At 39.2% G+C, this 24,140-nt stretch carries 28 protein-coding genes, 2 tRNA genes and 1 other annotated feature; of the genes, 24 read left to right on the top strand and 6 right to left on the bottom strand.

Going from position 1 to position 24,140, the window contains the following annotated elements:
- Nucleotides 1-2: 2 nt before the first annotated feature.
- From rbfA to ACI3ES_RS06680, 9 genes are all read left to right on the top strand, one after another.
- Nucleotides 3-356: a 30S ribosome-binding factor RbfA gene (rbfA, locus tag ACI3ES_RS06720; RefSeq protein WP_114666768.1), complete on the top strand. Its 354-nt coding sequence runs from the start codon at nt 3-5 to the stop codon at nt 354-356.
- 93 nt (nt 357-449) lie between these two features.
- Nucleotides 450-1,637 (top strand): aminotransferase class I/II-fold pyridoxal phosphate-dependent enzyme, encoded by a 1,188-nt coding sequence (locus ACI3ES_RS06715; protein WP_036067847.1) that lies wholly within the window; start codon nt 450-452, stop codon nt 1,635-1,637.
- On the top strand, nt 1,634-2,173 hold the full coding sequence (locus tag ACI3ES_RS06710) for a PTS sugar transporter subunit IIA (RefSeq protein ID WP_114666767.1): 540 nt from the start codon (nt 1,634-1,636) through the stop codon (nt 2,171-2,173). The genes ACI3ES_RS06715 and ACI3ES_RS06710 overlap by 4 nt, the downstream gene beginning before the upstream one ends.
- Entirely contained in the window at nt 2,151-3,059 is a 909-nt protein-coding gene (gene truB, locus ACI3ES_RS06705; protein WP_114666766.1) for a tRNA pseudouridine(55) synthase TruB, read from the top strand. Before ACI3ES_RS06710 ends, truB begins: the two co-directional genes overlap by 23 nt.
- A gap of 2 nt (nt 3,060-3,061) precedes the next feature.
- Complete coding sequence (gene ribF, locus ACI3ES_RS06700) at nt 3,062-4,009, top strand: riboflavin biosynthesis protein RibF (RefSeq protein ID WP_114666765.1); 948 nt, start codon at nt 3,062-3,064, stop codon at nt 4,007-4,009.
- 121 nt (nt 4,010-4,130) lie between these two features.
- Nucleotides 4,131-5,156, top strand: coding sequence for a heat-inducible transcriptional repressor HrcA (gene hrcA, locus ACI3ES_RS06695; protein ID WP_114666764.1), 1,026 nt, complete (start codon nt 4,131-4,133; stop codon nt 5,154-5,156).
- Between the two features lie 17 nt (nt 5,157-5,173).
- Complete coding sequence (grpE, locus tag ACI3ES_RS06690) at nt 5,174-5,734, top strand: nucleotide exchange factor GrpE (RefSeq protein ID WP_004910909.1); 561 nt, start codon at nt 5,174-5,176, stop codon at nt 5,732-5,734.
- A 79-nt stretch (nt 5,735-5,813) separates the two neighbouring features.
- Entirely contained in the window at nt 5,814-7,661 is a 1,848-nt protein-coding gene (gene dnaK, locus ACI3ES_RS06685; protein ID WP_142511623.1) for a molecular chaperone DnaK, read from the top strand.
- Nucleotides 7,662-7,727: 66 nt separating this feature from the next.
- Complete coding sequence (locus tag ACI3ES_RS06680; RefSeq protein ID WP_114666762.1) at nt 7,728-8,633, top strand: DnaJ C-terminal domain-containing protein; 906 nt, start codon at nt 7,728-7,730, stop codon at nt 8,631-8,633.
- Nucleotides 8,634-8,698: 65 nt separating this feature from the next.
- On the opposite strand, the gene def is transcribed toward ACI3ES_RS06680, so the two are convergent.
- Complete coding sequence (gene def / locus ACI3ES_RS06675; RefSeq protein ID WP_114666761.1) at nt 8,699-9,277, bottom strand: peptide deformylase; 579 nt, start codon at nt 9,275-9,277, stop codon at nt 8,699-8,701.
- Between the two features lie 55 nt (nt 9,278-9,332).
- Between def and ACI3ES_RS06670 the strand changes: the two genes are divergently transcribed.
- From ACI3ES_RS06670 to ACI3ES_RS06650, 5 genes are all read left to right on the top strand, one after another.
- Nucleotides 9,333-9,605, top strand: coding sequence for a UPF0223 family protein (locus tag ACI3ES_RS06670; protein WP_114666760.1), 273 nt, complete (start codon nt 9,333-9,335; stop codon nt 9,603-9,605).
- Nucleotides 9,602-10,387, top strand: coding sequence for an inositol monophosphatase family protein (locus ACI3ES_RS06665; RefSeq protein ID WP_004913991.1), 786 nt, complete (start codon nt 9,602-9,604; stop codon nt 10,385-10,387). Before ACI3ES_RS06670 ends, ACI3ES_RS06665 begins: the two co-directional genes overlap by 4 nt.
- 62 nt (nt 10,388-10,449) lie before the next feature.
- Complete coding sequence (gene typA / locus ACI3ES_RS06660) at nt 10,450-12,288, top strand: translational GTPase TypA (RefSeq protein ID WP_004913990.1); 1,839 nt, start codon at nt 10,450-10,452, stop codon at nt 12,286-12,288.
- Between the two features lie 50 nt (nt 12,289-12,338).
- Nucleotides 12,339-12,427 (top strand) — tRNA-Ser (locus tag ACI3ES_RS06655).
- A gap of 329 nt (nt 12,428-12,756) precedes the next feature.
- Nucleotides 12,757-13,032 carry a hypothetical protein gene (locus tag ACI3ES_RS06650; protein WP_004913014.1) on the top strand — a complete coding sequence of 92 codons (276 nt, stop codon included), beginning with the start codon at nt 12,757-12,759 and terminating at the stop codon, nt 13,030-13,032.
- 209 nt (nt 13,033-13,241) lie between these two features.
- On the opposite strand, the gene ACI3ES_RS06645 is transcribed toward ACI3ES_RS06650, so the two are convergent.
- Together ACI3ES_RS06645 and ACI3ES_RS06640 are read right to left on the bottom strand one after the other, a co-directional pair.
- On the bottom strand, nt 13,242-13,898 hold the full coding sequence (locus ACI3ES_RS06645) for a DUF4767 domain-containing protein (RefSeq protein ID WP_114666759.1): 657 nt from the start codon (nt 13,896-13,898) through the stop codon (nt 13,242-13,244).
- 636 nt (nt 13,899-14,534) lie between these two features.
- Nucleotides 14,535-14,608: transfer RNA gene (locus tag ACI3ES_RS06640), tRNA-Arg, on the bottom strand.
- Nucleotides 14,609-14,706: 98 nt separating this feature from the next.
- Between ACI3ES_RS06640 and ACI3ES_RS06635 the strand changes: the two genes are divergently transcribed.
- Nucleotides 14,707-15,225, top strand: a complete 519-nt coding sequence (locus ACI3ES_RS06635; protein WP_004910802.1) for a hypothetical protein — start codon at nt 14,707-14,709, stop codon at nt 15,223-15,225.
- Between the two features lie 58 nt (nt 15,226-15,283).
- Here ACI3ES_RS06635 and ACI3ES_RS06630 read toward each other — a convergent pair whose 3' ends face one another.
- On the bottom strand, nt 15,284-15,451 hold the full coding sequence (locus tag ACI3ES_RS06630) for a hypothetical protein (protein ID WP_181809831.1): 168 nt from the start codon (nt 15,449-15,451) through the stop codon (nt 15,284-15,286).
- A 383-nt stretch (nt 15,452-15,834) separates the two neighbouring features.
- Here ACI3ES_RS06630 and ACI3ES_RS06625 point away from each other — a divergent pair, with 383 nt between their 5' ends.
- From ACI3ES_RS06625 to ACI3ES_RS06590, 8 genes are all read left to right on the top strand, one after another.
- Nucleotides 15,835-16,413 carry a TetR/AcrR family transcriptional regulator gene (locus ACI3ES_RS06625; RefSeq protein WP_004911530.1) on the top strand — a complete coding sequence of 193 codons (579 nt, stop codon included), beginning with the start codon at nt 15,835-15,837 and terminating at the stop codon, nt 16,411-16,413.
- Nucleotides 16,414-16,465: 52 nt separating this feature from the next.
- Nucleotides 16,466-16,549, top strand: a sequence feature (ribosomal protein L21 leader region).
- Nucleotides 16,550-16,560: 11 nt separating this feature from the next.
- Nucleotides 16,561-16,860, top strand: a complete 300-nt coding sequence (rplU, locus tag ACI3ES_RS06620) for a 50S ribosomal protein L21 (RefSeq protein WP_004911533.1) — start codon at nt 16,561-16,563, stop codon at nt 16,858-16,860.
- Between the two features lie 31 nt (nt 16,861-16,891).
- Entirely contained in the window at nt 16,892-17,209 is a 318-nt protein-coding gene (gene rpmA, locus ACI3ES_RS06615) for a 50S ribosomal protein L27 (protein ID WP_002814840.1), read from the top strand.
- A 73-nt stretch (nt 17,210-17,282) separates the two neighbouring features.
- Nucleotides 17,283-18,377, top strand: a complete 1,095-nt coding sequence (locus tag ACI3ES_RS06610; protein ID WP_407631953.1) for an aminopeptidase P family protein — start codon at nt 17,283-17,285, stop codon at nt 18,375-18,377.
- 1 nt (nt 18,378) lies between these two features.
- Complete coding sequence (locus ACI3ES_RS06605; RefSeq protein ID WP_004911539.1) at nt 18,379-18,825, top strand: hypothetical protein; 447 nt, start codon at nt 18,379-18,381, stop codon at nt 18,823-18,825.
- A gap of 24 nt (nt 18,826-18,849) precedes the next feature.
- A complete protein-coding gene (locus ACI3ES_RS06600; RefSeq protein WP_080519234.1) occupies nt 18,850-19,467 on the top strand; it encodes a metallophosphoesterase family protein in 618 nt (205 codons plus the stop codon).
- 10 nt (nt 19,468-19,477) lie between these two features.
- Entirely contained in the window at nt 19,478-20,818 is a 1,341-nt protein-coding gene (locus ACI3ES_RS06595) for a bifunctional UDP-sugar hydrolase/5'-nucleotidase (RefSeq protein ID WP_114666758.1), read from the top strand.
- Nucleotides 20,819-20,821: 3 nt separating this feature from the next.
- The gene (locus tag ACI3ES_RS06590; protein ID WP_114666757.1) at nt 20,822-21,352 is read left to right on the top strand and encodes a YutD family protein; all 531 of its coding nucleotides are present in this window, start codon (nt 20,822-20,824) and stop codon (nt 21,350-21,352) included.
- Between the two features lie 28 nt (nt 21,353-21,380).
- Here ACI3ES_RS06590 and ACI3ES_RS06585 read toward each other — a convergent pair whose 3' ends face one another.
- Entirely contained in the window at nt 21,381-21,818 is a 438-nt protein-coding gene (locus ACI3ES_RS06585) for a pyridoxamine 5'-phosphate oxidase family protein (protein WP_114666756.1), read from the bottom strand.
- A gap of 105 nt (nt 21,819-21,923) precedes the next feature.
- On the bottom strand, nt 21,924-22,967 hold the full coding sequence (locus ACI3ES_RS06580) for a branched-chain amino acid aminotransferase (RefSeq protein ID WP_004911548.1): 1,044 nt from the start codon (nt 22,965-22,967) through the stop codon (nt 21,924-21,926).
- Nucleotides 22,968-23,123: 156 nt separating this feature from the next.
- Between ACI3ES_RS06580 and ACI3ES_RS06575 the strand changes: the two genes are divergently transcribed.
- Nucleotides 23,124-24,068: an NAD(P)-dependent oxidoreductase gene (locus ACI3ES_RS06575; RefSeq protein WP_114666755.1), complete on the top strand. Its 945-nt coding sequence runs from the start codon at nt 23,124-23,126 to the stop codon at nt 24,066-24,068.
- Nucleotides 24,069-24,140 lie beyond the last annotated feature (72 nt).

The raw sequence follows: 24,140 nt of genomic DNA, 5'->3' as shown, positions 1-24,140 counted from the left end.
TTATGGCTAATCCACAGCGCGCAGGTCGTCTTGCTCAAGAAGTTCAACGTGATGTAACAGATCTATTGCTCAAGCGAATCAATGATCCTCGTGTACAAGATGTTACGGTCACAAGTGTTGAATTGACAGGTGATTTGCAAATTGCAACAATTTATTATTCAATCTTGTCTGATTTAGCAAGTGATGCTAAAAAAGCACAAGCAGGATTAGAAGCCGCTAGTGGTTTAATTCGGAAAGAATTAGGTTCGCGTTTGACGGTGTATAAGATTCCTGAATTAAAATTTGTGCGTGATAATTCCGTTCAATATGGTAATCATATTGAGGACTTAATCCATCAGTTACACAAAGAAAATTAATAAGTTGTGAAGAAAAGACTCTCCCCCATTTGGGGAAGAGTCTTTTGTGTTAAAATAGGATTATCAAATTATTTTAAGAAAATGAGCTAATACATGACTAAATTGACACAACCAATCAACAGTGCTGTTGCAGAGATGGCGGCAGATAAATTGCTGAACTTTCAATTGATGATTCGCGATATCCCTGGCATTCTTCGTCTTACTTTTGGAGAACCGGGTTTCGATGTTGACGATAAAATTAAACAAGCGACAATTAATGCGATTAATCATAATCGATCGCATTATGCTGAGAGTCAAGGTGAAACTAATTTGCGACAGGAAGTTGTCACCTACTTCAATGAAAAATATCATTTGAATTTTAAAAACGAAGATAATGTTATTGTGACGCAAGGTGTGAGCGAAGCCGTTAACGTCGTTTTTCAAACACTATTAAATGTTAATGATGGTTTGATAATTCCGGAACCAGCCTATGGTCCTTACTTTGCTTCACTTGATTTGGCGCGTGGGACCAGAATTAGTATTGATACAACACCAAATCACTTTAAATTGACACCGGAAATGGTTGACAAAGCAATTGCTGAAGCAACAGTACCGGTAAAAGCTATTCTGATGAATTATCCTACCAATCCTACTGGGGTAACATATTCACGTGAAGAATTAGAAGCGCTGGCAGTAACCTTTAAAAAGCATCATCTCTGGGTGATTTCTGATGAAATTTATTCAGTTTTGACCTATAACAAAGAGCATGTGTCTTTGGCTGAAATTATTCCTGAACAAACAATTTATATTAACGGTTTGTCGAAATCACATGCAATGACTGGTTATCGTGTTGGCTTTATTTTAGCGCAAAAAGAAATTATTGATGAAATGCAGAAAGTGCACGGTGCGCTTGTATTTGCGCTACCAACATTCGTTCAAGATGCAGCGTTAGTTGCTTTACGTGACGTGACAGAGGCACCGGTATTGATGCGTGATACTTATCAAAACCGTCGCGACAACTTGCTGGCACAATTGCAAGAGTTGGGATTTGAGGTTGTTGAACCTGAGGGTGCTTTCTACCTATTTGCAAAACTACCTGCAGATTTAGGTAACGATGGGGATAGCTTTGCATTAGAATTGGCGCAACAGGGCAAGGTTGCTGTGATTCCGGGATCAGCATTTAGTCACGGTGAAGAACCTAACCCATATATTAGAATTTCGTACGCTGCGTCTGATGCTGATTTAGCTGAAGGCATGAAACGTATAACAAACTATATTGAAAAGGTACGCAGTTCAAAATGAATTTTTGGCAACGAATTTTTCGCTTGAAGAAAAAACAAACACAAGTAAATGCGACTGGGCGGCTCAATGCTATTAAAATGGCAAAGAAAACGGGGACGCTTGTTTTGGTGGCACCAGCCACTGGACAATTACGACCTATTAAGGAAAGTCATGATGAGCACTATCAAGCGGCCAATGGTATTATGTTGATTCCAAACGGCGGAAATTTAATGCTACCCGTATCTGGAATTGTGAGTGAATCGACAACGGAAAAGTTAATGATTACTGATGGTCTTGACCAAAGCGTGACAATGAGCTTAGTTGGACAAGGCGAAGCTGCTCGATTAGCGCGTTATAGCGCTGGGCAACAATTACATGCTGGTGATGTTGTGGGAACAGCTAGTCAAAAAATCCTAGCACAAAATACTGAAGCTGTTCGCATATATGTTGTTTGGTCAGAACATCAAGTACCCAAAGTTCGTTTTGGTTCAGTTTATGCAGGGCAAAACATTTGGCAATCCGAGGACGACTTTAATGACAAACAAGCAGATGATTGATGGCGTTCTGGTTGTCGATAAACCAAGGGGTGTTACTTCTTTTGATGTTGTTCGGCAGGTGCGTCGGCTGTTTGGGCAAAAAAAGGTTGGGCACGCTGGTACATTAGACCCATCTGTGGCAGGCGTGTTAGTCGTTGCGCTTGGCAAAGCGACTAAATTAATTGATGAGCTCCAAACTAGGCCAAAACGCTATATTGGTGAGATTACGCTTGGCTTTGCTACGGAAACAGAGGATTTGGATGGTGCTGTTATTGCCAGAAAAACCATTGATACACCAATTGCAACGACAACAATTGATGCTGCAATAAAAGTTTTAAATGGCGCAATTAAACAGATTCCACCGATGTATTCAGCTGTGAAAGTGAACGGTCGTCGTCTCTATGACTATGCCAGAGCAGGTGAGATAGTGATGCGCCCAGAACGCGATGCAATGATTTATGATTTTCATCGAACGTCAGATGTTAATTTTGAAAATAATGTCCAAAAATTTAATTTTGAGGCAACTGTATCTAAAGGAACCTATATCAGGACGTTAGCTTCAGATACTGGCAAAGCACTTGATATACCAGCAACTATGACGAGTCTAACACGGACGATGGGCAGTGGCTTCACATTGATCCAAGCTCATGATCTAACAGAGGTTGAAAAGCTTGCACCAGATGATTTGCTTCAAATTATTGTTCCAATCAAAGACATTTTGACTTGGCCGACTCACATTCTCTCAGATGATGAATGGTTTGCCGTTAAAAATGGTCAAAAAATTGCCCACTGGGAACCAAGTACAAATTTTAAACAACTTTATTATAACGATAAATTAAAAGCGGTCTATCAGTATGATAACAGTGAACAGGTTTGGCGTTCGCGTTATGTATTTGATAATCAATAAATATGACAGATATAATTAAACTTCACTATCCAATTCAAAATGATGTCGAGCCAACGCAACAAGTTGTTGCGATGGGCTTTTTTGATGGTGTTCATCAAGGGCATCAATCAGTGATTAGACGTGCTAAACTTGAGGCTGAAAAGCGGCACGTGTCACTCGCTGTATTAACGTACGACCCTCATCCGATTGTCGCTTTCAAAATGTTAACACAGCCCTTGCGATATCTTACGCCATTGGATCAAAAAATTGAATTGATGTCAGATTTGGGTGTTGATCGTGTGTACGTCATGCGTTTTACATCTGTTCTTGCGCATTTAACAGCACAACAATTTGTGGATGAGGTGTTAATGCATTTAAATCCAGTGGCAGTTGTTGCCGGATTTGATCACTTGTATGGTCCGGCACATACCAATAGTGACATGACGCATTTACAAGGTTATGCTGGCAAACGATTTGAAGCAATTACTGTGCCAAAATTCAGCTTAGACGATCAAAAAATTGGTTCTTCACGAATCAGGAAATCACTCGACGACGGTGATGTTGATGAGGCAGCGAGACAATTGGCCCGGATCCACACGACAACGGGGATGATTGTTCATGGCGAGGCGAGAGGGCGAGAACTAGGTTTTCCAACGGCTAATATTCAAACACCAGAACAAGAATGGTTACCAGGAATCGGCATTTATGCTGTCAAAATTAAAATTGCTGGTCAGTGGTATATTGGCATGGCAAGTATTGGTAGAAATGTCACTTTTGGCGAAAATAGACCAGTGACTGTGGAAATTAATATTTTGAATTTTCATAATGAGGTCTATGGTGAGGCAGTTAAGGTTGCTTGGTATCATCGTTTGCGCGGTGAGATTAAATTCAATAATGCTGAGGAACTAATTGAGCAACTTGTTAAAGATCAAACGGCGACGCAACAATATTTTGAGACACTTGAAAAATAGTCAAGTGTCTTTTTTGGCACTCTAATAAAAAGAGTGCCAAAAAGGGTTGCTTTTTTGAAAAATTAGTGTATCATAATAGATGTTAGCAGTTAAAAAAAAGAGTGCTAAAAGGAGTGATGAGATGGCACTGACCGACAGACAAAAGTTAATTTTGAGTGCTATCATTTATGAATATACTCAGACTGCTCATGCGGTTGGTTCAAAAAGCCTGCAAGAGCAACTTAATATTAAAGTAAGTTCTGCTACTATTCGTAATGAGATGGCAACACTAGAAGCTGATGCTTTTATCAAAAAATTACACACTTCTGCAGGTCGAGTACCATCTTACGAGGGATATCGTTATTATCTTGATCATTTGATGGTTACTCGTAATGCATCCTCACAAGATGTTCGTGCTGTTATTCAATCGTTCCGAGGTAATTTTCATGAAATTGATGATTTGTTGGATGAAACAGCGAGAACACTTTCTGCACTAACTGGCTATACGGCTTTGATTCTTAAGCCTAAACGTTCGGACATTAAAGTTTCTGGGTTCCGTCTCGTACCATTAGAGGGACATCAACTGATTGCGGTTCTTGTTACTAATGATGGTAAGGTGACCAGCCAAACTTTCAAACTGCCAAACGAAATGGCGATTGAATCATTGGAGGGCATGGTTAAATATATTAACGAGCAGATGGTTGGTAGACCAGTTAATGATGTTCTAAAAATGATGCAATCTGATGAGTTACCGACTCAAATGAGTCGTATGATTAAAACACCGGCTGCATTTTTACAATTGTTTGGTGATGTATTAGCCCGCTCGGTCGGTGATAATGTTCACATTGGTGGCAGACTCAACGTCCTTGATTTCAGTGGTGAAACTGGTGTTAACAATATTAAGCAATTACTGGAGTTCCTCACTAATGCGAGAGCAGTTAGACAAATTGTGGCACCCTCGGCACAAGTACAAATTAAAATTGGTCGAGAAATTGGCGAAAAATTGCTTTCCAATTTTAGCTTAATCACGCGAGAGTTCGTGGTGCCTAATCAAGGTAATGGTGTTATTGCCTTACTTGGTCCAATACCGATGGCGTATAGTAAAAATGCGTTACTAATGGACGCTTTCGGTGAAGCACTAAGTCAAAAGATGATTGAATATACATAATTTAGGAGGTCACACCTGTGACAGATAAAAACGAAGAAGTGGTTGAAGAACAAGTTGTTGACGACGAAACGACAACACAAGAAGTTGAAGCTGATGTTGATGATTTGGATACTGATGTTGATCCCAAACAGGTAGAAATTAACGAATTAACCGCAAAGGTAACAGAATTAGAAGATAAATTACTTCGATCTCAAGCAGAAATTCAAAATATTCAGCAACGTAATGCACGAGAAATACAAGGCATTCGCAAATATGACGGACAACGTTTGGCGACATCAGTTTTACCAGCAGTTGACAACTTAGAACGTGCTCTAGCAGTCGAAGCAGATGACGCAGTTGCAAAACAAATTAAAACTGGTGTTGATATGACACTTAAAACTTTAACTCAGGCGTTAACGGACAATGGTATTATTGCAACAGGTGAAGTTGGCGAGACATTTGATCCCACTAAACATCAAGCAATTCAATCAGTTGACAGTGATGATGTTGAATCAGATCAAATTGCACAGGTTTTGCAAAAAGGTTATATGTTACAAGATCGAGTATTGCGGCCAGCAATGGTTGCTGTTGCGAAATAATTATTATGGTGATTCAGCGCTGGCACCACACCTTAAAAAGACTAACTAATTAATTAAAAAGTAAAGGAAGAATATATTCATGTCAAAGATTATTGGTATTGATTTAGGAACTACAAACTCAGCTGTTGCCGTCCTTGAAGGTGGCGAACCAAAGATTATTACAAACCCAGATGGTGGTCGCACCACACCTTCAGTTGTGTCATTTAAAAATGGTGAAAGCCAAGTTGGTGACGTGGCTAAGCGTCAAGCTATTACAAACCCAGACACAATCATTTCAATTAAGTCACACATGGGTGAAGCTGGTTACAAGGTTAAAGCCAATGGTAAAGACTATACACCACAAGAAATTTCAGCAATGGTTTTGCAATACATCAAAGGATATGCTGAAGACTACTTGGGTGAAAAAGTTGACAAAGCAGTGATTACAGTGCCTGCCTACTTTAACGATGCCCAACGTCAAGCAACTAAAGACGCTGGTAAGATTGCTGGCTTGGAAGTTGAACGTATCATTAACGAACCAACTGCTGCTGCTTTGGCGTACGGCTTAGATAAATTAGACAAAGATGAAAAGATTTTGGTTTATGATTTGGGTGGTGGTACATTTGATGTTTCTATCCTTGAATTAGGTGACGGTGTCTTTGAAGTTTTGTCAACAAACGGTGATACACACCTTGGTGGTGATGATTTTGATAACAAAATCATTGACTACTTGGCAGCGCAATTTAAAGCTGAAAATGGCATTGATTTGAAAGATGACAAGTTGGCTTTGCAACGTTTGAAGGATGCCGCTGAATCAGCAAAGAAGACGTTGTCTTCAGCTAACGAAGCACAAATTGATTTGCCATTTATTGCTTCAGGTGATCAAGGTCCATTGCACTTGCAAACATCTTTGACACGTGCTAAGTTTAATGAATTGACAGCTGATTTGGTTAAGAAAGCGGAGCAACCAGTTTTGAATGCTTTGAAGGATGCTGGCTTGTCATTCTCAGATATTGATGAAGTTATTTTGAATGGTGGTTCAACACGTATTCCAGCTGTTCAAGAATCAGTTAAAAAGTTGACTGGTAAAGAACCAAACCATTCAATTAACCCTGATGAAGCTGTTGCCTTAGGCGCTGCTGTTCAAGGTGGTGTGATTACGGGTGATGTTAAAGATGTTGTTTTGCTTGACGTGACACCTCTATCATTAGGTATTGAGACTATGGGTGGTGTCTTCACAAAGTTGATTGATCGCAACACTACTATTCCAACATCAAAGTCTCAGGTCTTCTCAACTGCGGCTGATAATCAACCTGCAGTTGATATTCATGTTTTGCAAGGTGAGCGTTCAATGGCTGCTGATAACAAAACGTTAGGACGCTTCCAATTATCAGATATTCCAGCTGCAAAGCGTGGTGTACCACAAATCGAAGTGACATTTGATATTGACCGTAATGGTATTGTAAATGTCTCTGCTAAGGATTTGGGCACTCAAAAAGAGCAAAAGATTACTATCCAAGCCGCTGGTGGTTTGTCTGATGAAGAAATTGAACAAATGATGAATGATGCCAAGGCCAACGAAGAAGCCGATGCTAAGAAGAAAGAAGCGGTTGACACTCGCAACGAAGCTGACCAACTCATTTTCCAAACTGAAAAGACTTTGGAAGAAGTTGGCGACAAGTTGGGTGATGACGATAAAAAGCCAACTCAAGATGCTTTGGAAGCTTTGAAAAAGGCCAAGGAAGATGCTTCTGCTGAGGATGCTGACTTAACTGATTTGAAAGCTAAGTCAGAGGAATTGACAAAGGTTGCTGGTGAATTGGCAATGAAGCTTTACCAACAAGCAGCACCAAAAGATGGTGCTGAAGGCGAAGCGAAGGCAGCTGACGATAATACAGTTGATGGTGATTTTGAAGAAGTTGATCCCAAAAAAGACGACAAGAAGTAATTATTAATCATGCAAACCGCATTCGTTGAGTGCGGTTTGTGTACATAAATTAGAAGGAGCGGGCACGTGAATAACACAGAATATTATGACCGTCTCGGCGTAGATAAGAACGCTAGTCAAGATGAAATAAAAAAAGCATATCGAAAGTTATCAAAAAAATATCATCCTGATTTGAACCATGAACCAGGAGCTGAAGATAAGTATAAACAAGTCCAAGAAGCTTTTGAAACCTTGGGTGACGAACAAAAGCGGGCACAATATGATCAATTTGGACCAGCTGGCGCGCAAGGCGGTTTTGGTGGACAAGGTGGCTTTGGTGGTTACCAGCAACAGGGTGGTTTTGGTGACTTTTCTGACCTGGGAGATATTTTTAGCCAAATGTTTGGTGGCGGTTACGATCCTAATCGGCCAAGAAAAGGACAAGATTTACAGTACCGTATGCGTTTGACATTTGAGGAAGCTATCTTTGGTAAGGAAACGACGATTAAGTTCAAACGTGGCGATGGTTCTCAACATGAAATTAAAGTGACCGTGCCTGCTGGTGTTGAAACTGGACAACAAATGCGTTTGGCTGGTCAAGGTGAAGAAGGCTTTAACGGTGGACCACATGGTGATTTGTTCGTTGTCTTCCAAGTATCTGCTTCGCGTGACGGATTTGAACGTGATGGTGCTGATGTCTATCTTGAACAAAAAATTAGTTTCGTGACGGCTGCATTGGGTGATGATATCCAAGTGAAAACTGTGCACGGAGAAGTTAAGTTACGTATTCCCGCTGGTACACAGACCGGTAAACGTTTCCGCTTGAGTGGGAAGGGAGCGCCTCGTTTGCGCGGCAATGGAAATGGTGATCAATTCGTGATTGTTACTGTTGATGTGCCAACGAAGCTCAATAAAGAGCAAAAGAAGGCGTTAGAAGCCTTCCAAGAGGCAACAACGGGCACAAAGCGCAAAGGTTTCTTCGATAAATTGTAGAATATATAATAAAATGAACTTCTTGAGTTGCTTTTATAACTCAAGAAGTTCATTTTATTTGATGATTATTCAATATATTTAGTATCATCATCAATTTGCCATGGGGCTTTGATGTCAATATGATCATAATAAAGATGACCATGCAAATGATCAATTTCATGTTGGAAAACAATGGCAGGGTAGTCACGCAGTTTAATTGTTTGTGTCTTGCCGGTCTCATCTTGATAACGAACAGTGATTCGGTCGGCGCGCGGGACAAATCCAGGCACGTCTTCATCGACAGATAAGCAGCCTTCACCAACGTCCAGTGCGGCACGTTTGACTGACTCAGAAATAATCACAGGATTGAATATTGTACCTTTAAAATAGGGTTCATCTGGGTGCTCGTGTGGATCGAGTGATGGTACCAAAATTGACGCCATTCTTAAAGAATAACCAACTTGTGGCGCAGCTAAACCGACGCCGGGACGAAGACCATATTTTTCATTTTCGGTTTCATCTTGAGAAACAACCAAATAGGTCATCATATCCCTAGCCAGCTGAGCGGTCTCATCGCTGAGCGGAAATGCAATATCTTTAGCTGTTTGGCGCAAGACAGGATCGCCGTCCCGCGTTATTTTATCCATTGTAAATCTGATTGTCATGTTTTTTACCTCATATTCTAGTATATCAAACGTTTGAACATGTTAAAATAAGATTATGAGTGAAAATTATACTTTACCAATTGACGGTAATTGGACAACTGAAGATATTGTGATTGTTTCAAATTTTGTTGACGCTATTTTAAAGGCTTATGAAAGCGGTGTTTCAAGGGATGAATTGGTGCAACGCTATAATGATTATCGCGCTGTTATGCCTTCTAAAAGCGAACAAAAGCGTTTTGACAAGGACTTTGAGCGACAAACGGGACATAGTATTTATCAAGTAACTAAGTTATTGCAGACGAGCACAGAAAAGCGGGTGCGGCTATGACGATGAGTCAGTTTGAAGTTCAAAATATTGATCAAACGGTACTTCTGTGGCTTGATGAGCTACAAAAGGACACAATCAGTGCAATGAGGCAACATTTACAAGTTGGTACAAAACGTGACGAGCGTGATTTGGTTACCAATGTGGATAAGGCCAATGAACAAAAAATCAATGCGCTTATTAGATCTTTTGATACTAATGCACAAATTGTGAGTGAAGAGGGATTTGGTGATAAGCCAACAGATATGAATGGGCACGTTTGGTTTGTTGATCCCATTGATGGCACAATGAACTTTGTCAAAGAGCATACTGATTTTGCTATCATGATAGCATTGTATGTAGATAATCAGCCAGTCCTCGGTTGGATTCTGGATGTGGTTGACAATGTTGTATATCATGGTGGGCCAAAAATCGGCGTGTTTGCGAATCAGCTGCGCATTCAACAACCGGAAGACGACAGCTTGGCGGAAGGCGTGGTTTTGCTTAGCGGTGCCCGCTTGCTGTATGGTATGTTTGGCTATGATCAAATTGCTAAAGCTGCTCTAGGATACCGAGTTATTGGCGCAGCCGGCCCCTCATTTATACGGGTTATTACAGGGCAAGCAGTTGGTTATTCCTCAAAAATGATGCCTTGGGATTTTGCTGCGGGCCAAGTTTTAGCGAAAACTTTAGGTTTAATTGTTTCAGATATTGACGGGCAAGTACTGGATATGTTATCATCAAACATAGTATTAGTTGCTACGAAACGAGCGCATCGCGACATTGTCGAGTTGCATAAAAGCTAGGGAATACGGATTCCCTAGCTTTTGTATGTGAGTAGCATTTAAATTAAAGGAGCACTGGAAAATTGGCAAATCGCGAAGACATTCGTAACATCGCTATCATTGCCCACGTCGATCACGGAAAGACGACGCTGGTTAACGAGCTTTTGAAACAATCAGACACTTTGGACTCACGCAAGGAATTGGGTGATCGCGCCATGGATACCAACGATATCGAAAAAGAGCGTGGTATCACTATCTTGTCAAAGAACACAGCCGTTAAGGTTGGTGACAAGCAAATTAACATTTTGGATACACCAGGTCACGCGGATTTTGGTGGTGAAGTTGAACGTATCATGGGTATGGTTGACGGTGTTTTGTTGGTTGTTGATGCCTTTGAAGGCACAATGCCACAAACTCGTTTCGTTTTGAAAAAAGCTTTCGAACAACACTTGACACCTATCGTGATTGTCAATAAAGTTGACCGCCCTGGTGCTCGCCCTGAAGAAGTTGTTGATGAAGTTTTGGATTTGTTCATTGAATTGGGTGCTGACGAAGAGGATTTGGATTTCCCAGTTATCTTTGCTTCAGCTATGAATGGTACATCATCATTATCACCAGTTGTTGAAGATCAAGAACACACAATGAAGCCAATCTTTGATGCTGTTTTTGCAACAATTCCTGCGCCAGTCGATAATTCTGATGAACCACTTCAATTCCAAGTGGCAATGTTGGATTATAACGACTTCGTTGGTCGTATTGGAATTGGTCGTGTTAAGCGCGGCACAATCAAAATCGGTGATAACGTTGAAGTTTTGAAGTTAGATGGCTCAACACAAAGTTTCCGTGTAACGAAATTGTCTGGTTTCATTGGCTTGGATCAAGTTGACATTGAAGAAGCCAAAGCCGGTGATTTGATTGCTGTGTCAGGTATGGAAGACATTTCTGTTGGGGAAACAGTTGCTGATCCTGCTCACCCAGATCCATTGCCAATCCTTCGTATTGACGAACCAACTTTGCAAATGACTTTCCGTCAAAATGATAGCCCATTTGCTGGTAAAGAAGGTAAGTTTGTTACCGCACGTCAAATTGAAGATCGTTTGCGCCGCGAATTGCATACTGATGTTTCTTTGCGTGTTGAAGATACTGATCAAGCTGGTGCTTGGTTAGTATCTGGCCGTGGTGAATTACACTTGGCCATCTTGATTGAAACAATGCGTCGTGAAGGTTTTGAATTGCAAGCATCGCGTCCACAAGTTATTTACCGTGATATCGACGGGGTTCAGTCAGAGCCTTATGAATCCGTGCAAATTGATACACCTGATGAATATTCATCAACTGTTATTGATTCATTGAACCAACGTAAGGGTGAGATGGTTAATATGGAGTCTGTCGGAAATGGTCAAACACGTTTGACTTATATGGCACCTTCACGTGGTTTGATTGGTTATTCAACAGAATTCATGTCAGCTACAAGAGGTTATGGTATCTTTAACCATACGTATGCTGAATATCGTCCAGTTGTACGTAACTGGGAGCCAGGACGTCGTAATGGTGCCTTAGTTTCAATTAACCAAGGGGCAACTTCTAACTACGCTATTATGGGTGTTGAAGACCGTGGTCAAATGTTCGTTGGTGCCGGTGTTGAAGTATACGAAGGTATGGTTGTCGGTATGAATGCACGTGACAATGATATTTCAGTCAATGTCACAAAATTGAAGCCACAATCAAACGTTCGTTCTTCAAACAAGGATCAAACTGCTTCAATCAAGACACCTCGTACAATGAATTTGGAAGCGTCACTTGAATTCTTGAACGATGATGAATATGTTGAAGTGACACCTGAAAATGTTCGTATTCGTAAAGCTATTTTGAACACAGCTGAGCGTGAAAAGGCTGCAAAGCGCCGCAAAGCATCAAAGTAATTTTTATACGCTTGAAGTAGTGTAGGTATATATTCTAACTGCTTCATGATGGAGCTATGGCACAATCTGGTACTGCAACGGACTCGAAATCCGTCGAGCCGCTCTTGGCGGTGTGCGGGTTCAAATCCCGCTAGCTCCTTAGTTAGTAGATTTATATATAGCAAGTAAGACAGCAGAGAAGCTGTTTTTTTTTGCTTATTTCAGGTGTGTCAAGTGTCTCAGTCTGATAAAATTTTTAAGTTTTGGAATGTATTCCAAACTATTGATTATGGTATGCTAAAAAAATAATAAGACAAAAAGATAGCTGTTAATTACAAAAGTACTAAAAAGTTCAAGAAGTGGGCGATATTTTGAAATTGGATTAATGATAGCTGTCAATATTTTTATGTTGTAAGAAGTAAATTGATGTTTTTAAATTTGAAAAATTATGATTAATACTGTAAGATGGTGAATTAAAGGAGTATTAAATTGAAAAAAGATAATAATCATTTTGTCGAGCTGTTACAAAATCTGTCATTGAATGATGAGGAGCAATTTTTTGTTAATAACGCAATTCACCAATTGAAGGATAATCATGAACGAGAAGATTTGGTCATTAGAAATTTAATTGGCGATTTTCGACCGCTTGCTTTGCAACAAAAATTATCACCACAAGGTTTGCAATTTTTTACGGAGTTGGTGAAACCAAATTTCAAAGAGGATATCTCACTATGGTTACCAATTTGGTTAGGAACGATTCACTGAGATAGATTGAGACAGGGTGTAGTTAATCCATTTGAACAAGTTTGGATAATAAAAAAGGTCAGCAATGTCGCTGACTTTTTTATTATTAACTTCTAACTAACAGGTGAATATGTTTTATTAAATTATATCTTGTAAAGATATTTGATTGCTATCTTTAATCACCAACTCTACCAATACTGACAGACCAAGACGCGTTTGTGTTGTTAACCTCAATTGCTGTTGTATATTTGACTGAAGCCATCTTTCAATGCTGTATTTTGCGTTTCTGTAAAATATAGATTCTCACCGTTTGTTGTTTGTGAAACATACACTTTTGGTTGCTTTTCTTGCGCTATAAACAAGTAAAGGATTCTGTTGTAGCCATTTGATGATGTTTGGCCGACCGCAACAGCGAGCACTTGATTTTTAGCGCTGCTATTAGCATTTGGTGACCACTCAACTGTTGTGTTTTGATTGTCAAACTTGATGTGACCACTGAGTCTACCGTTTTCTAATGCAGTTGGAAATGAAATGCCATAATAATCAGGCTTTTGGCCATCATAGGTGCCTGAATAGGTTTGGTTCATTTCTGTTTGCCATTGGCTCATGAAAGCACTTAATTGCTTATTTTTAGTAGTATTCCAAGCGCTTTTTAATTTCACATCACTGCTGCTCGAAGATTGACTTAAGCTGCTGGTACTGGATGATTTAACAGATGATGATGAACTAATCGAAGAATGGCTAGTTTTTTTGCTAACAGTTGTTTGATTTTTGGTTGTTCTATTGCGTGAACTAGCGCCATATATAATTGTGGCTAGAATGACTGCAATAATGACTAATATGATGATCGGCCAACGGGTCGATCTGGGTGCGTGTTTTCCTCTCATACAATTCTCCCTTGAAATGACTGTTCTTCATCTAATATTATACCAAATGTCAATATTTTGCGTTTGGTTCCCGAACTAAGTAATCAAAAGGCTATCTGAACGCAAAATTGAATCGCCATCATACCTGTAAAGGGGGTGGTTACGAAGAATAAAAAATGTTTCTCTACGGTTTAGCGCCTGTTTATTTTTATTTTAAACTTGCTTATATGAACTACAATTTTGTGTTTGCATTTTAGTACAAACGCGAAAAAATTTTTAGCTTTTGTATTACTGGTAATTTTAATTGGAATTAACCAGACTGAAATATCTACTAATAGCGCACAATTTTTTGTTGCCAAAATAATCAGCTTATCGTATGATAAGTATGTACACAGATTGTGTCGAAACCTCAGTCGGTTAAATGATTGCAAAAATAAGCTTTCACACACAAAATCAATCTAAACTTATTGAGGCTTTTTTATTTGATTACAACGCTAACAATTGATATATTTCATAGTAAAAGTGCCGGCAAGATTGATTTCTAGTCGGTTTTTGTATTGCCAATTTGTAACATAAAAAGCTTGACTTAGATACTGACATGTCACGTTTTTTAAAATAAAAACCATTCTCTCTACAGTTGTGAGAAAATGGTCAAAATGCGTTGAGGGGGAGTCGAACCCTCGACCTGCCGGGTAGAAACCGGCTGCTCTATCCAGCTGAGCTACCAACGCGTACTTTACTATGATACCATTTTAGAACGATTCATGAAAGAGTTTTTTTAATTCGTTATTTGATTTATACTAGAATAAGATAAACGTGGAGATTATTTATGAGAAAAGCATTTATTGCATTAGCAGCAATTATTGTTGCACTACTTATTGCATTTATAACATTCAGTCAACAACCAAAATATGCCGGCGTATCAATGCCAAAAGATGACTATCAGCATTTGAAAACGTCACGTTCTGACATAAAGGCGTTAATTAGTGATCTGAACAAATTTAATTATAAAAAGCAGGCAACGATGTCGGCTATTGAAAAAGATGCTGACAAAATTATAAAAAGTAACAGTGGTAATTTAAGCGAGGCTGATGCCCAAACATTGCGTGATGCATTGTATGGTAAAAATGGTATCGTTACAATTGTGAAAGCAGCTCAAACAGGTAAATATAACATTGACGGCAGTGTGGCGTCACGTTTTCACGACAAGTTTGATACCATTATTTTAATGTCAGTTAACGCAATCAACAAAAGTTCAGCGCAACGAGCAGATATTGTAGCACAAATGAAAAGTGATTTGAATATCGAACAGGCCATTTATCAAATTGGCGCCAAACATGAAGAATAGTTGAAATATAATAAAAGTGTTGTGACCTAGATTTGTGAGGTTCATAGCACTTTTTTAGCTACATGTAGGGCACAATAAAATAGCACAAGTAGATTAGCATTGCAACTTGCACACAAACGCCAATTATACCTGCGATAATCATGTGACTATTATGAATAACGATGCCAATAACCAAAATCACAATTAGGATTAAGGTGTAGACAAATAATAATGTGAATGCTGACATGATTCTCCCCATACGCGCTATATGGAGATATTCTAACACAATTCATATTAATTAGCTGACACCAGATACTTGACCATTGAGTTGACTATAAATTAAAACTTAGAAAATGGACAATGTGAACTAAATTATGTATGAAATTTGTGATGTATGCACATAGATTAATGTGACTGGCATGATATGATATCACTTAAGGTGACTCCGCAACACAAAACATTCTAATTCAACTATTCCTTTTCATAATTCTGAGTTTGAAAGACGTTTACCCCAAAAACGGGAGCCACCGTACATAGTTTTAAATCATTATCATAGGTGTGTTACTTTTGGTTAGTGTCAGTTTAGAGATGGTATAATAAAATTAAATGCTACAAAGGAGGATTAAAACTGTGCCCAAGAAAATTGACGCTCGAATTGTGCGTACTCGGCAAATTATTCAATCAGCCACCATTGCATTATTGACAACACAGCCAGGATTTTCAATCACAACATTACTATCGCGTGCCAATATCACACGGGGAACCTTTTATAAGTATTATGAAAATAAAGAGCACTTGATCTCTGAAGTCAACGATGTCATATTGAATGATTTATTGTTACATACAAAAGACACGTTCCTTGTTGCTGAAATGATTGCTAGCGTCAGTCGCCAAGCGGCATTTTATAATGCTGTGCTGAATCATCATGCTGATCCTTCTTTCCGACATGCGCTATTTGATCGTCTCCGGACACAAATGCAAACTAAAGTGAGTGATTCAACTCAGGATGTTAACCGACGATTACAGTATCAATGGGAGACAATTAACGCCGGTTTCTGGGCAATGATTGCACGGTGGTTAAGCGACGATATGAATATGACGCAAGACGATTTGCTTCAAGAATTCGCAGTTTTATGGCGTGGCAATCCAACCGTTATCAAGGAAACGGGATTAGGTTTATATGATTTCACGCCCAAAGTTGCAAAATAGCGCATTAGATTTGACTAATGTATTTTCAACTGGTAAAATATAAAGGTTGTTAGCAAAGCTACAACCACTCAGATCAGGTTAAAGCATGTTTGGGACTAGGGCCCGACCGCCTGTGATGGTGAGTCTAAGTATAAGGAGAATTCAATAATGGCATATGCAATTATTGTAACTGGCGGCAAACAATATAAAGTCGCTGAAGGTGACACAATTTTCGTTGAAAAGTTGGATGCAGCTGAAGGTGAAAAGGTAACTTTTGACCAAGTTGTTCTGACTGATTCAAAGATTGGTACACCATTTGTTGATGGTGCAAAGGTCGAAGGCACAGTTGAAAAGCAAGGCAAGCAAAAGAAAGTTGTTACTTTCAAGTACCGTGCCAAGAAGCATTCACATACTAAGCAAGGCCACCGCCAACCATATACACGCGTGAAGATTGATTCAATCGCGTAATCATTACTACTTGTAAAGGAGAAATAGACTTATGTTGATGAATCAAGAAAACTTGCAAATGTTCGCTCACCACAAAGGTGGCGGATCCTCAGCCAACGGTCGTGACTCAGCTGGTCGTCGTTTAGGCACTAAAGTTGCTGACGGACAAGATTTGACTGCTGGTTCAATCATTTACCGCCAACGTGGTACGCATATTTATCCAGGCGTAAACGTTAAAAAGGGTGGCGATGACACATTATTTGCTTTGACAGATGGTGTTGTTAAGTTTGAACGTAAAGGTCGCGAAAAGCGTCAAGTATCTGTTTACACACGTGAACAATACAATGAAATCGTTGCTGCTGCAAAGTAAGTAACTAGTCTAAAGACTGACTTGGGTCAGTCTTTTTTGCTATAATGAAATCAGAACGAGAAAAGAGATTAATATGACAAAATATTACGAAGCACGGCTCAAAAAGCTACAAGCACTGCTGACTAAATTGGATTTAGACGGTATGATTGTATATCAAGGTTTTAACACAAAATATTTAACTGGTTTTGAGGGTGGAACAGGTGATGGTGTTGTCATTGTTAGCCTAAATCAAGCACGATTAATTACAGATGCACGATATGAAGAAGACTATAAGAACCGTTTGCCTGAAGGGGTTGATTTAAAAATAACCAGAGCATACTATGAAGATGCAGTTGCAACTGCCCAAGAATTTGGCATCAAACACTTGGCTTTTGAAGCAGACTTGCCATATAACATATATGATTATTTAGATGAACTATTACCTGCAAATATTGAATTTGATGCACTACCAAGTGCTATTGAAACTTTACGAGAAGTAAAAGACGAAAGTGAATTAGCTGCGCTTAGACTTGCAGCAACAGCTTCTGTCAAAGCTTTTCAGGATCTAATACCATTTATTCAACCAGGTAAAACAGAGCGCGAAGTAGCCAATGAGTTAGATCGTTTACAAAAAAAATATGGCGCTGAAAAAGCTTCATTTGACACAATTGTTGCTTCAGGGTACCGGTCAGCTTTGCCACATGGTGAAGCGACAGATAAGGTAATAGCTGATGGTGAATTGGTAACGATTGACTTTGGATATTATGTTGATGGTTATACATCAGATGTCACACGAACTATTGCTGTTGGCCAAGTCAGCGATGAATTAAAAGAAATTTATGATATTGTGAAGCAGGCTAATGAAAATGCCATTGCCATTGTTAAGCCTGGCATTTCAGGTAGCGAAATTGATAAAGTCGCTCGTGATTATATTACTGAACACGGTTACGGTCAGCAATACAATCATGGTGGTGGTCACGGTGTAGGACTTGATATTCACGAAGGGCCTGCAATTAGTCCGCGCTCTAGTGATGAAATGCAAGTCGGTCATTTATTGACAATTGAGCCTGGCATTTACCTTGGTGATAAGGGTGGTGTTCGCATTGAGGATGATGTTATTGTGACTGCAGACGGATATGAAAATTTGACAGCAGATTTGTCAAAAGACTTTTTAATGATTGGAGCTTAATATGGCACAAACACGATTAGATTTTTTGGTGTTTTATCGTGGAAATTTAGTCAATGGGTTTGATTACGTTTATATTAAGCGCCATGAGGGACATGCTTTTTGGCAAAATGACAACAAATCTCAGGAAGCTAAAGATATTTTGGATCCTGAATTTGATTTCTATAATCCCCACTATAACGCTCAAGGGGAGCCCTTTAATTGGCGCTATCGTGAAAATTGGGTTGATATGACCAATGTGTGGGACCATTTTTCTCAAGAAGCCATGGCCTATATTAAAACATGGTTAACTGAATATCGTGGACCATCCTATGATGATCCAAGTCGTAACGATGAGTGGGGCGTTCGCTACCAAGTACCTGGTCAACCAGAGCGTCTCATTTGGGGATTAAATGCATTTCCAGCAAACTTGGATGACTTTTCAGAGTTTGTCTATCGTTTTGGTAAGTAGTTGGTGGAGAAGTTTTTGTAAACAATGAATTTTTATACAGCAGATACCCATTTTTATCATGATAGTTTACTAACTAGTCAAATTTTTTCACCACGCCCACAATTTTTGACAGTGGCTGATATGAATGAAACTATTATTAATAATTGGAATGCCAAAGTGAAGCCTAACGACACCGTTTATCATCTTGGTGATATTGCGATGAAATATACTAAACCAGCCAGCTTGATTATGGCACAAACTTTTGATATTTTATCGCGTTTAAACGGTCATATCGTGCTGATTAAGGGAAATCATGATAGCAGTGCATTGTTTAAATATTTGGCTAAACAGCAACTTCATAATCAGAATGGTCAACTAAAATTTGACTTTCATGAGGTTGGTGTCAGATTGAAATTTGATCATCATGAAGTGTTTTTGACGCATTATCCGATGATGTTAGGTTTAACAAAAAATCAAATTAATCTGCATGGGCACATTCACAATTACAGTGTTCACGCTAAGGAAAATATTAATGTCGGCGTAGATTCACCTGATATTGATTATTTGCCCAGTGATAGTGTGCCATTTGGTGCGCCGTTAAGTGAAAATGAAGTGATTACCATTATTGCTGGAAAAAAGAAAGACTATTTGCAGCGCGTTTAGGAGAGGTGTTATGGAAACAATTCACATATTACATACAAATGATATCCATTCACATCTTGAAAATTGGCCACGCATAGCACGATTCTTACATGAGAAACAGATGTCTTATAGTGAAGCGTTTACTTTTGATATTGGCGATGCGATTGACCGGTTACATCCCCTCACGGATGCAAGTATGGGCTGGGCAAATATTGAATTGATGAACAATTGTCATTATGATGGGGTAACAATTGGTAATAACGAAGGGCTTGTGTTGTCTCATGAGGCCCTTAATCATTTATATGATAAAGCAAATTTTGATGTCTTACTAGCAAACCTTAAAGAATTACCCAATGATAGTCAACCAAAGTGGGCGCAGAAATATAAAATTCTAACAACGGGTTTAGGCACAAAGATTGGTGTTTTGGGTCTAACAGCACCTTATGAACTAACATACCCGCCGCTAGGGTGGCGACCACATGATGTCGACGACACACTAGATTATTTCCTACCAATACTGAGAGATAAAACAGATGTTGTCATTTTATTGTCTCATTTGGGGTTGCCAACAGATGAGCGACTAGCTAGAAAGTATGACATTGATGTCATACTTGGTGCGCACACACACCATTTGTTACCCCACGGAAAAATGATTAATCAGACGATTTTAGCCGGTGCAGGACGCTATGGTGAAAACATTGGCGATGTTACTCTAACGCTGGAGGGCCATCATCTTGTTAATCAAACAGCTGTGACAACACCAGTTTATGAGTTGCCAGAGTCTGTTGACGACTTCAATTTAATTAAAGGGTGGCTTAATGCAGGACGTCATGAGCTAGAATCACAGCATGTCGCAGTTTTGCCAAGAACAATTGGTACTGATGAGCAAGCCTATGATGCCTTGAGGGCTTTAAAAAGTTTCTATCAAGTGCCTGCTGCACTTGTGTCAACGGGCATGTTTGTGGAAGATCTGCCTAAGGGTGAACTCAGTCGTTATGAGTTATTAGAAAGTATGCCGCACGCCATCAACCCGATGCTGATTACACTAACTGGGGCACAAATTAAAAACTTGATGATCAGCATTGAAAAACAGACATCTGAATTGGCCAACTTTCCTATGAAAGGGAGTGGTTTTAGGGGGAAAGTGTTTGGTTACATGCGTTTTGATGGCATTGATCGGCAGCAAGATGGTCAAATTTTATATCATGGTGAGAACCTAATAATGGATCGAACCTATCAAATTGCTACTTTAGATCATTATAAATGGATTCCTTTTTTTCCAATTATTGCTGACGCACCAAGTGAAATTACATTAAACATTATTTTACGTGAATTAATGGCAAACTACTATACTGACAAATATAAGGGATAACTAATGGATCACGAAACACTTAAAGAAAAAACGATGGCACAGCAAGCAGAGCGAAAATCAGTTTATCGTGTGACGCGTCGTGGAGATGAAATTGAAATAGACCGTCTAACGCTAGAACTAGTTGATAATTTTAAAGACGCTTTTGATGTGGACAAATTAGCCATTCGATATACACCATTGTTGGCACAATACGATTATATAGTGGGTGATATTTCAGCTGAACAATTACGGTTAAAAGGTTTTTATCACAACGATAAGCCCGTGGCGAACCAAGATAAAATACAAACCTTACAAGACTATTTATATGAGTACGTTAATTTTGGTGCGCCTTATTTTGTGTTAGAAAATATTAATCCTCGAGTCAGAGAGCCACGTGAAAACACCTCACATAAACCAAATGCTAAGCCAAAACGTGAATCCAAAGATAATAAACAGCGTCCAAAAACAAAATCAAAGTCAAAGTCCAAAAATGGAAAACCAACGGCCAAAAAGCCATCAACTAAAAAGCGTTCATTTACGATTAAACAAAAATAAGCTTAACCAATCTGGTTAAGCTTATTTTTTAATCATCTTCTGTTTCAGGAAAATAGCTGACACCATCTTGTGAAACAATCATCGCTGATGCAAAAGTTATTTTAATGACTACCCAATCGTTACTATCTAAATCACCGACTGTATTATGCCAGCCATCAATTTGATCTTCAAATAAGTGAGAAACTGTTTGAATAGGTGTGTCTAACATTTCAGCAATGGCGTCATTTGATCCAACCCAAGCATTCTTTTCATCGCTTGGCGCAGTTGTGAATGACACATGTGGGTTCTTTTCAATTTCTTTTACTTTTGTAGATTGACGGAAAGTTGTTATGTAAAAAAAGTTTGTCAGTGTTTCAGGTAAAGCATAGTAAGTAAATCGATTTGATGGGTGTGTGCCATCGAGACTTAAGGTAGCAATATTAACAACATGAACGCCAAGGCGTAGTGCTTCTTCAACTGGGGACATAAGATACCTCACTATTCGTATTCTAATACTATTATAGCGATTGAATGTGAACAAATTGTGAACATAGCCAAAATAAAAAAGCGCGAACCGCGCTTTCTCTCAATATTAGTCAAGTGGTACATCAACTGCCCAACCTTCAGGACCTTCTTGATCACCATATTGGATCGCAGTCAAACGATCATATAGCTTTTGAGTCCATGGGCCAACTTCAGTTTCAGAATAGAAGACATGCTTGTTGCCTTGGTGTGTAATTGATCCAACTGGTGAAATGACAGCAGCAGTTCCCATTGCACCAGCTTCAGCAAACTGATCAAGATCATTGATCGATATTGTTGTTTCTTCAGCTTCCAAGCCAAGTTCTTGGGCCACAGCAAGCAAAGAATACTTTGTGACTGAAGGCAGGATAGAAGGTGATTTTGGTGTTAAGAAGCGACCATCTTTTGTAATACCAAAGAAGTTGGCTGATCCCAGTTCTTCAATATTTTCATGAAGACGTGGATCAAGATAAACGACATCTGAGTAACCAGCTTTATGTGCTTCATCACCAGCCAACATTGAAGCACCATAGTTACCACCAGCTTTGGCCGCGCCAGTACCACCGTGTGCTGCACGATCATAATGATTTGTGACGTAAGCGGTGGGTGTCAAGCCACCCTTATAATAAGCGCCAACAGGTGTTGCATAAACTTCAAAAACATAATTGTCAGCTGGATGAACACCAACCACTGGGCCACCACCAAATTCAAAAGGACGCAAATAAAGCGTTGCACCAGTTCCGTATGGCGGAATAAAGTCTTGGTTAGCCTTTGTTACTTCTTTTAAAGCGCGTAAAAAGAGTTCTTCTGGTACAGGCGCCATCATCAAACGGTCAGCGGAATTTTGCAGGCGCTTGGCGTTGCGGTCAGGGCGGAACAAGTTAGCACCACCATCTTTTCGACGGTATACTTTTAATCCTTCAAAAATATTTTGGCCATAGTGAAGGCCAGTTGCAGCTTCATTAACTGGAATGTTGGCATCTGTTTCAAGGCCACCTTCACTCCATTTACCATCTTTATAATAAGCTCGGAAACGATAGGGAAGATCATGATATTCAAATCCTAAGTTATCCCAATCAAAATCTTCGGGTTTTGCTTTCTGTTGTTCAGACATTGTCCATCCTTCTTTCTTAGAGAAATATGATAAAACTACTATAACGCTTAGAAACAAATTGTGCAACCCTTCATTTTTTAATGGTGACATGTTCAGCCTAAACAAATCATGTATAATAAGGTTATAATAATGGGGTTAACTAGAATTGGAGACAAAATGACATTACTACTCGCAGTTAAAGCATTGACGCAAGAAAACAGAGATTTTCTTGCGCAGTATGATATTGATGTTGTGACACCTGACACAGTAACTGATGATCAACTATCAGAAGTAGTCATTAGCTATGCTTGGGATAACACCATCGGGAACAAAATATTAAGTTTACCAAATACTAAATTAAAATGGATTCAGGCACAATCAGCTGGTGTGGATTATTTGCCATTGCCCTTGTTGGCAAAACGTGGTATCACTGTGACCAATGCTAGTGGTTTGAAGGCATTACCAATTGCTCAAACAGTATTGGGTTATTTGCTATATTTTGCGCGAGGATTAAATGTTTATGCTACTCGTACACACTGGGAGCCATTTACTGATCAATACTTAATTAGTGAATTGCCTGTTTTAGTGTTTGGTACAGGCCGAATTGGTCAACAAATTGCGCATCATATCAAGGCATTTGGTGGCAAAGTCTATGGTGTCAATACGAGCGGACGACCAGTAGCTGGTTTTGATGAGACATTTCCAATTACAGACTATCAAGCTGGTTTAGCTAAAGCACAAGTCGTTGTCGATGGGTTACCTGGGACTAAAAATACAGAAAATTTTTTTGATGATCATTTTTTTGCACAATTTAACCAACTATTTTTGTTTATAAACATTGGTCGTGGTACTACTTTGAACCAATCTGCCTTGCTAGAAGCGATTGATGATTCACGTGTTAAGTATGCTGCGTTAGATGTGACAACACCTGAGCCATTACCTCATGATCATCCACTGTTTGAACGACCTCAAATTCTACTAACTCAACACACAAGTTGGGGAGAAAATATTAACGCGGGTCGGGTAGGTGGCTTATTCCGATTATTTGAAAAAAATGTGCCTAGTTTTATGAAAGACCAAACCTTCATCCAAAATGTGGTTGATTTGAACAAAGGTTACTAAATAGAAGGTTAGCATGATGAAAAAATGCTAATTTAAAAGAGATTGTTGATAAAAATGACGTCCAATCAGCGC

Source organism: Leuconostoc falkenbergense, assembly GCF_045801155.1.
In the GTDB taxonomy this organism is placed as follows: domain Bacteria; phylum Bacillota; class Bacilli; order Lactobacillales; family Lactobacillaceae; genus Leuconostoc; species Leuconostoc falkenbergense.
The sequence above is the reverse complement of the archived record's forward strand: the minus strand, read 5'-3'. Positions and strand labels throughout refer to the sequence as shown.